The following is a 7,658-nucleotide window of genomic DNA, read 5'->3' as shown; positions in this document are numbered from 1 at the left end:
TCGCGCCTTCGAGATCGACGGCGTAAGGCGATCCGGCGATTCCCGACAATACGGAAAGGTTTCCCCCGAAAAGCCGTCCTCGCGCCGTTCCCGATACTATGGTTTGCCAGCGTTGACATCCTCTCCCAGCAACCCGTTCCGGGTATGCAGGGAGATTCCTTGGGTCGCCCCAAAGATTTCCTGCTTCACAGCCAGCCAACTAGAATCAGTGACCCGATCCCCCGTCGCCTCGACTCCACAGGCATTTTCGATTTGCCGTTGCCCACGGCTACAGATGACTTGTCCACTGGCCACATCACGGGGCTTTGTTGACCCGCAGTTGTGGCAGTGATGGATTCGAGCTGAGAGGTCTTTACGAACCTCCTGCCCCACAATCGGGACATTCCTGAGAAGTGCCACGAGCATCCACCTTGCCGTAATACACATCGCGCTTCCAGCACACCCAGGGAAGGATCTGATTCACAAATTGACCCAGCCCAGCATCTAGAGTGTGTTTGCCCAACATTCCCTTGGCCATAATGCGGAAGTCGAGATCTTCGACAAAAATCATCCCTGCACCGTCGCAGAGGTGATGAGCCAGCTTGAAATGCCAGTCTTTTCGCGTATCGGCAATCCGTTGATGGACTCTGGCAATTTTCTTCTGGAGTTTCAGCCAGTTAGCTGACCCCTTCTGCTTTTTCTTAAGCCTGCGTTGCAGCAATTTCAGCTTGCGGTGCAAATTGTTGAAGAAGCGAGGTCGCTTGACCTGTTCCCCATCAGAAGTTGAAAGAAAGTACTCCAGACCCACATCAATCCCTACCGGATGTCCGTGAGGGGCTACAGCAGGAATATCGACGTCAGCCTGAAGGCTAAGCATGACAAAGTACCCGGATGCCTTACGCACAATTCGAGCTTGCTTAACCTGAAATAAATCAGGAATTTTCCGCGACCACCGAACCCGAACCCATCCCAGTTGCGGCAGCTTTATACCCTCATCAGACACACAGTTTTTGAGCATCTGGGGGAAGACCAACGACCGCATTCGATTCGGCTTTTTGAATCGTGGAAGACCCGAACGTTTTAACCGCCACGACTCCCAAGAAGTCTCAAGTTTTCTAAGGACTTGCTGAAGAACCTGAGCGTTGACCGTCTTGAGCTGAGAAAATTCAGTCTTGGCAGCGGTCAAACGCTTAGCCTGAACGTGGTAGTTCGGGAAGGGTGCATCTGCTGGCAAGATAAATTCCTGCCGAATCGAGCACGCATTCACGGGTGACTTGCGAGAATTTAGCCAGTCTTTACGTTCCCGCAGAGCAAAATTCCAGACATTGCGGCACACATCCAAAATGTGTTCGATGTCTGAAACCTGCTCCGCCGTTGGCTCTAGCTTGAATTCCCATGTCATGTTTAGCATATCTAAACTGTAGCAAATCTTTTGTAGGTTACTCCCCTCGGTCGTGCTTCGCAGTACTCCAGCCAAGCTTTCAGCTATGGCTGGAGTACTGCGAAGAATCTGGATAGCAATTTGAAGATGGCGGCGTTGTCCGAACGACGATTACAAGTCGATGGCGAACTCCCGAACAGTACCCTTGGCGATCGCGCGGTGGAATCTTCTACAAGCCGTTCTCGGAGCGATCGATCGTTGAAATTCAGCCTTACGAATGCCTCGATCTCTCGTAGCCGTCTGTTTCTTCCAGGTTAGCATCGCTCAATAAGTCCGGTCGGCGCTCCCGCGTCCGTCTGAGTTGTTGTTCTCGCCGCCATTGGGCAATTTTGGCGTGGTTGCCCGAGAGTAACACTTCGGGAACGGCGTAATCGCGAAACACGGGAGGACGGGTGTAGTGGGGATAATCGAGGAGTCCGCCTTCAAAGCTATCGGCTTCTAGAGATGCCGTTTTACCCACCGTTCCCGGTAGCAGGCGCACGACTCCATCGATTAAAGCGAGCGCGGGAATTTCACCGCCAGTCAACACGAAATCCCCCAAGGACACTTCTCGCGTCACCAGGTGCATGACCCGTTCGTCAATGCCTTCGTAGCGTCCGCAAATCAGCACCAGTTGGTCGGTCTCGGTCGCCCACTGTTTGAACAGGCTTTGCGTCATCGGTTCGCCTTGGGGCGAAAGAAATACCACTTCCCGCCGAGGCAACACGGGTAACGATTCGACCGCCGCGAAGAGTGGTTCGGGTTTCATGACCATTCCGACTCCCCCACCGTAGGGTTCGTCGTCTACCCGCCGATGTTTGTCTGTGGTGAAATCCCTGGGGTTCGTTCGGTGAACTTCGGCGATCTGTCGGTCGAGCGCTTTTCCGAGAAGTCCGACCTGTAGCGGGCCAGAAAAAAATTCAGGAAATAGCGTAACGATATCAAATCTCACAGAATTGAGGTTCGGACAAAGGATAGGATGTACTTTCACTTTATCAGTTCGACGGCGACCGGACGGACGGCAATTGTCGAATTTCTCGAAGGTCTAGCGGATCTGACCGTGCAGGAGAACGAACGCGAGGTGATATGATAGACGAGCTTAGGTGCGACCGTTAATTTGGCGGCGAGTCGCTCGTTTTCTGCTGTCACTCAGCGTTAGAACTTCCTGCAACTTGTCGGCGCGAGGTGCGAAAACGTTGGCCTGTAGCACGAGGTCTGTGGTGCGAACGAATACTGAAGCTACAGGCTCAGCCTGGGACTCGTTCTCCATCGATCGCCAACCCGCTCGTTCGGCGACCGATCGGTTTCAAAGCGCGTTCGCGTCGATCGGTGCGTGGCACGTTCGTCGTTACGTCCAGACCGATCGCCGTTGCCTTCAGTCCAACTTACGCCCCAAACTCCTATGATGCAGACAGATTCTCAATCTCTCGAACCGACGATGTCTCATTCCCCTCAAACGACTATTTTGGTAATCGGCGGCGCGGAAGATAAGGTTCACGGGCGCGAAATCCTACAGACGTTTTTTAACCGTTCGGGTGGACGAGACGCTCGTATTGCAATCATACCCTCGGCATCCCGAGAGCCTGCCGCGATCGGCAACCGTTATCGCGATATTTTTGAGGATATGGGTGCGAAAGCCGTCCAAATCCTCGATATTCGAGAACGCTATCAAGGGGAAGACCCCATGTGGCAAAACTACCTCGAAGGCTGTACGGGGGTTTTCATGACGGGGGGCGACCAACTGCGGCTGTGTTCGCTGTTGGCAGATACGCCGTTGATGGAGAAAATCTTACTGCAAGTGCAACGGGGCGAAATCGTACTGGCTGGAACGAGTGCGGGTGCGGCGGTGATGGGACACCACATGATCGCCGGTGGTGGAAGCGGCGAGTCTCCCAATCGATCGCTGGTGGATATGACGACGGGCTTGGGAATTTTGCCCCAAGTCATTGTAGACCAACACTTCCAAAATCGAAATCGCATGGCCCGGTTGATCAGTGCCATCGCGTGTCATACCGATCGCCTGGGAATCGGTATCGACGAAGATACTTGTGCCATGTTTGAAGGTGCAGATACGATCGAGGTGATGGGAAAAGGCACAGTGACGGTGATCGATCCCGGAGAAGTGTTATATACGAACGAACCGAACGTCGGGGCGATCGATCCGTTGAGCGTGTTCAACCTCCGCGTTCACGTTCTCACGCACGGCGATCGCTACAATATGCAGACGCGAACGGTGGATTTTCCCGAACAACGCTTGAGTGCTTAGGAGGCGTTGGCTGAAGTTTCGACGCAGAGACGGGTGAACGGACGACGACTGCAACGGTGGGGATGGGGTATCGTGTTGGCGATCGCGATCGCGATCTCCGTTGCCCCTGCCTTGGCGTCGTCTGTCGAATCGCGGGTGTCTCGGTTGGAGTCGGACTTATGGCAGTTGCGATCGCAAGTCCGCCAGTTGAGCAGCCAAGTGTCGCGACTGGGGAACTCGCGCCCCAACCCTGCCCCGGAACCGTTAGAAATTCCCTCGGAACGGTTGCCATCAGGTTCGATATTAGCCGACGATCCCATGTTCGAGCGTTTGGCGACGCTGGTGGTGGAACAAAAACGTCGTCTCGACGCGATCGAGGAACGCTTGGAAGTTCTCGAGCAAGGGAGCAGGGGAGCAAGGGAGCAGGGGAGAGAGCGTTAAAGGTGAATGGTTTTATTCCACCCCATCGGTTTTTTCCGTATTTGACTTGGACGGAGATCGATCGCCTTGCGAACAAACAGAATGTGGTTCTCGTTCAACCCGTCGGGGCGATCGAACAACACGGTCCCCATCTGCCCCTAATCGTCGATAGTGCGATCGGCGTGGCAGTCTTGGGAAAAGCCCTCGATCGCCTCGAGGCTGAGGTTCCCGCCTACGCGTTGCCACCCCTTCACTACGGCAAGTCGAACGAACACCAGCATTTCCCAGGAACGGTAAGCCTGTCTGCCGAAACCCTGTTAGCAACGCTGCACGACATCGCCGACAGTCTCTATCGTGCCGGATTTCGCAAACTGATTTTAATGAACTCCCACGGGGGACAACCCCAAATCATGGAAATCGCCGCGACGGATATTCACGCCAAATACGAAGATTTTTGGGTATTTCCCGTGTTTACCTGGCGCGTGTCGGACGTTTACAAGTCCCTCGTCAGCGAGGAAGAACGCCAACTCGCCATGCACGCGGGAGATGCCGAAACGAGTTTGATGCTTGCCGTTCTGCCGGAGTGGGTGCGACAGTCTGAGTTGGTGAAGGAATACCCGCCGCCGAGTCCGCCGGGAAGTCGGTTAGCAGCCAAGGGCGCTCTGACGTTTTCTTGGTTGACGCAGGATATCAGTCAAAGTGGTGTGGTTGGCGATGCCACGGCTGCGACGAAAGAGAAAGGAGAACGCATCCTCGACTCCCTCGCCGATGGCTGGAAGAGGTTGATTCGCGAGGTGTACGAGTTCGAACTGTAAATTCTCTGTACGCCAGGACTTGAATCGATGTTGGGCGATCGCTATAAGAGGGGTTATGGTGTGCGGATTCCGTATAAGGGGAGATGTGGTGAAGACTTCTTAAAACCTAGCTTATCGGAAAAGGATGGAGTACCGTTCGCCCCCGGCGGAAACTCCACCCAACAAAAAACCGGGAAATCGTTTGTGTTCGACTTCCCGGTTTGATTATTGTTTAAAGCGTTAGACTTTAGCTTTTTACGTAATCGCTGTTGCTGTTTTTTGAGCTGTCGCGATCGCGCCGAACCGCCTTTTCCTTTATGGTTTCGTCCCTGGCGGCGTGGGGACTCCCAACGTTTGAGTCTGGTCATGGGAACCTCTTCTCGTGTCGCGCGTTCTCAAGCTACCCAGATATTCCCGAACGCTCGAGGGTTTTGGTGGGTTGTATGAGAATGGGCGGAGAGAGACTCGAACTCTCACGGCCGAAGCCGCCACATTTTGAGTGTGGTGCGTCTACCAATTTCGCCATCCGCCCTCGGAATTAGCTTTACCATTATAACCACTGACGGATTGATTTAGCAAGTCTTGATAGCGTTGAGTTCCCGCCCAACGATCGATTTCCCGCGCACGTAGGACGGGAACCGGATGCGAGAGCTGTTCGGTGTGCAGTTGCTTGAGCGTTTCCCCAAGGGCGTCGTTACCGATCTCGTCGTAGGCGCGAGCTTGTTCGAGGAAGGCATCGAGGTCGAGTTGAGGTGCGATCGCCGGAGAACCGCCCGCCAGTTTCATCAACACCGACATGACGACGCGAGGATTTTGGGTAGCTAGCAGAGCGGCGCGATCGCAGCTAAACTCGGCGCAACGCATCCATTCGAGCATTTGCGACTGCAAACTTTGCGCCACGATCGCCCCCCAATTGGGAAGCTGTCCGGCCACCAACGTAATTAAGTTCGCCAACGTCAGATACACCCCGTGTTCGCATTTGAGATGTCCGAGTTCGTGAGCCAGAACCGCTTGAATCTCCTCGGGGGTCAGCATATCCAACAAAGAGGTATGCACGACGATAAACGGTTGTCGCCCGCGCATGGCGAAGGTGTAAGCATTGGGAACCGGATGCTGGCGCACGTAGAGCTGAGGCGCTTCTACATCCAAAACTCGCGCCGCTTCGAGCAGCAGTTGGTGGAGATGGGGCAGTTGGCGATCGCTAACGCGAACGCCCGATGCAATATTTTCCAGATAAAAGTATTGTTCGCCGATCGCCCCGAGCAAACTGCGAACGACGAGGTCGATGCCCGGAATTTGTTTGAGGGCGTCCGTCGCCGCGCGATCGAGGGGATGTCGGAACTGGTGGGACTTCAAGCCGACGAGGTGGGTTTTGCTGACAGACATCAGACTGGACTACTCCACAAAACACAGGAAGAAACAGAGCGATCGCCCGTCTCCTCCTGTCATTGTAGCGAGTGGCGAGAAGTTGACACTCCCCGGCCTAAAGGCACGGGGATTCTCAGTTCGTTGGGTGCCCATCGGCATTGCCCTCCTTGAGCTTCTTGACCGTGTGCCCCACGGCGGCAAGTCCTCTATTCCGCACAACCTGAGCTGCCGCTACATCTCGATTGGTGGTGTAGCCGCACTCAGGACATTGATGGACTCGGACTGATAAATCTTTCTTGACGACGGCTGCACATGCCGGACATTCCTGGCTAGTACCAGATGCCTCAACGCCGCCAAAGTAAACACCACGCTTCGAGCACACCCATTCTTGAATCGAAAGGTAGTTGCCCCACGCTGCATCAAGGCAGTGCTTAGCCAACATTCCTTTCGCTAGTCCTTTTAGGTTTAGCTTTTCGACAAATATCATCCCTGCTCGATCGCAGAGATGATGAGCCAGCTTGAACTGAAAGTCTTTTCGGGCGTTAGCTAGATATTCGTGATGTCGAGCAATCTTCTTCTGGAGCTTAAGCCAGCGATTCGACCCTTTCTTTTTGCGCTTTAGCTGACGTTGCAGCGATTTCAGCTTGCGTTGTCCGTTCGCGAAAAATCGAGGGTTTTCGACTAGCTCACCAGCAGAAGTCGCTAGGTAGCTTTCAAGACCAACATCAACTCCGAGCGGCTCCCCATGGGGTTGAACGGCGGGCACCTCCACATCAGACTGAAACACAATCATGACGTAGTAGCCAGAGGCCCGTTTCACCACACGAATTTGCTTGGCCTCAAACCCTTCCGGCACTGGCCTAGAAAGCCGCATCTTAACCCAGCCGATTTTAGGTAGGTTAACGCGACTCCCCTGAACCACTCCCTTATTGAGCTGAGGGAACACAAACGACCGCATCCGCTTTTTGAACCGAGGGAACCCATGGCCTCGCTCCCACATCGCCACGAATGCCGCCTCAAGTATTCTGAGGACTTGCTGCAATACATGAGTATGAGGACGCTTAAGCTCTGGAATTTCCTTCTTTGCCGCCGCCAGCGACTTGCACTGACCAGAAAAGGTGGGGCGCTTGGCATCTACAGGGATGATGTATTCCCGGTCGAGACGGCAAGCATCGATCGGAGACTTACGAGAACGCGCCCAATCCTTTCGCTCCGCGAGTGCATAGTTATAGACTTTTCGGCAAATTTCTAGCCAGTCTTCTATAACCGCTTCTTGCTCAAGCGTTGGCTCAAGTTTGTACTCGTAAGTGATGTTTAGCATACCTACATTATAGCATCCTGAATAAATAATGGTGTGTTTATTCAGAAAAGCCGCCCTAGAAGGCTTGCCCTGAGCTAAGTCGAAGGGGCGGGGCTTGTATCCCATTATTTT

At 54.0% G+C, this 7,658-nt stretch carries 7 protein-coding genes, 1 tRNA gene and 1 pseudogene; 4 read left to right on the top strand and 5 right to left on the bottom strand.

The window, feature by feature from the left end:
* Nucleotides 1-96: 96 nt before the first annotated feature.
* Nucleotides 97-1,390: pseudogene (locus GEI7105_RS29735) on the bottom strand (RNA-guided endonuclease InsQ/TnpB family protein).
* A 241-nt stretch (nucleotides 1,391-1,631) separates the two neighbouring features.
* Nucleotides 1,632-2,351, bottom strand: a complete 720-nt coding sequence (gene trmD, locus GEI7105_RS29730; protein ID WP_017660087.1) for a tRNA (guanosine(37)-N1)-methyltransferase TrmD — start codon at nucleotides 2,349-2,351, stop codon at nucleotides 1,632-1,634.
* 151 nt (nucleotides 2,352-2,502) lie between these two features.
* Here trmD and GEI7105_RS0108680 point away from each other — a divergent pair, with 151 nt between their 5' ends.
* From GEI7105_RS0108680 to GEI7105_RS0108665, 4 genes are read left to right on the top strand one after another with little or no spacing between them, the layout of a single operon-like run.
* Nucleotides 2,503-2,805, top strand: coding sequence for a hypothetical protein (locus GEI7105_RS0108680; RefSeq protein ID WP_026097526.1), 303 nt, complete (start codon nucleotides 2,503-2,505; stop codon nucleotides 2,803-2,805).
* Entirely contained in the window at nucleotides 2,802-3,665 is an 864-nt protein-coding gene (locus GEI7105_RS0108675) for a cyanophycinase (protein ID WP_026097525.1), read from the top strand. Before GEI7105_RS0108680 ends, GEI7105_RS0108675 begins: the two co-directional genes overlap by 4 nt.
* A 33-nt stretch (nucleotides 3,666-3,698) precedes the next feature.
* On the top strand, nucleotides 3,699-4,085 hold the full coding sequence (locus GEI7105_RS0108670) for a hypothetical protein (RefSeq protein ID WP_144053724.1): 387 nt from the start codon (nucleotides 3,699-3,701) through the stop codon (nucleotides 4,083-4,085).
* Nucleotides 4,086-4,087: 2 nt separating this feature from the next.
* Complete coding sequence (locus tag GEI7105_RS0108665; RefSeq protein WP_017660082.1) at nucleotides 4,088-4,879, top strand: creatininase family protein; 792 nt, start codon at nucleotides 4,088-4,090, stop codon at nucleotides 4,877-4,879.
* Nucleotides 4,880-5,308: 429 nt separating this feature from the next.
* Here the strand turns inward: GEI7105_RS0108665 and GEI7105_RS0108660 are convergent.
* The 3 genes from GEI7105_RS0108660 to GEI7105_RS0108650 all read right to left on the bottom strand — a co-directional run bounded on the left by GEI7105_RS0108660 (nucleotide 5,309) and on the right by GEI7105_RS0108650 (nucleotide 7,652).
* Nucleotides 5,309-5,390, bottom strand: a tRNA-Leu gene (locus GEI7105_RS0108660).
* A complete protein-coding gene (locus GEI7105_RS34600; protein WP_026097523.1) occupies nucleotides 5,369-6,244 on the bottom strand; it encodes a M48 family metallopeptidase in 876 nt (291 codons plus the stop codon). Before GEI7105_RS34600 ends, GEI7105_RS0108660 begins: the two co-directional genes overlap by 22 nt.
* Nucleotides 6,245-6,359: 115 nt before the next feature.
* Complete coding sequence (locus tag GEI7105_RS0108650; protein ID WP_017660081.1) at nucleotides 6,360-7,652, bottom strand: RNA-guided endonuclease TnpB family protein; 1,293 nt, start codon at nucleotides 7,650-7,652, stop codon at nucleotides 6,360-6,362.
* Between the last annotated feature and the right edge of the window lie 6 nt (nucleotides 7,653-7,658).

Source organism: Baaleninema simplex PCC 7105 (assembly GCF_000332355.1).
Lineage (GTDB): Bacteria > Cyanobacteriota > Cyanobacteriia > Cyanobacteriales > Geitlerinemataceae > Baaleninema > Baaleninema simplex.
This window is presented reverse-complemented; position numbering and strand designations above follow the sequence as displayed.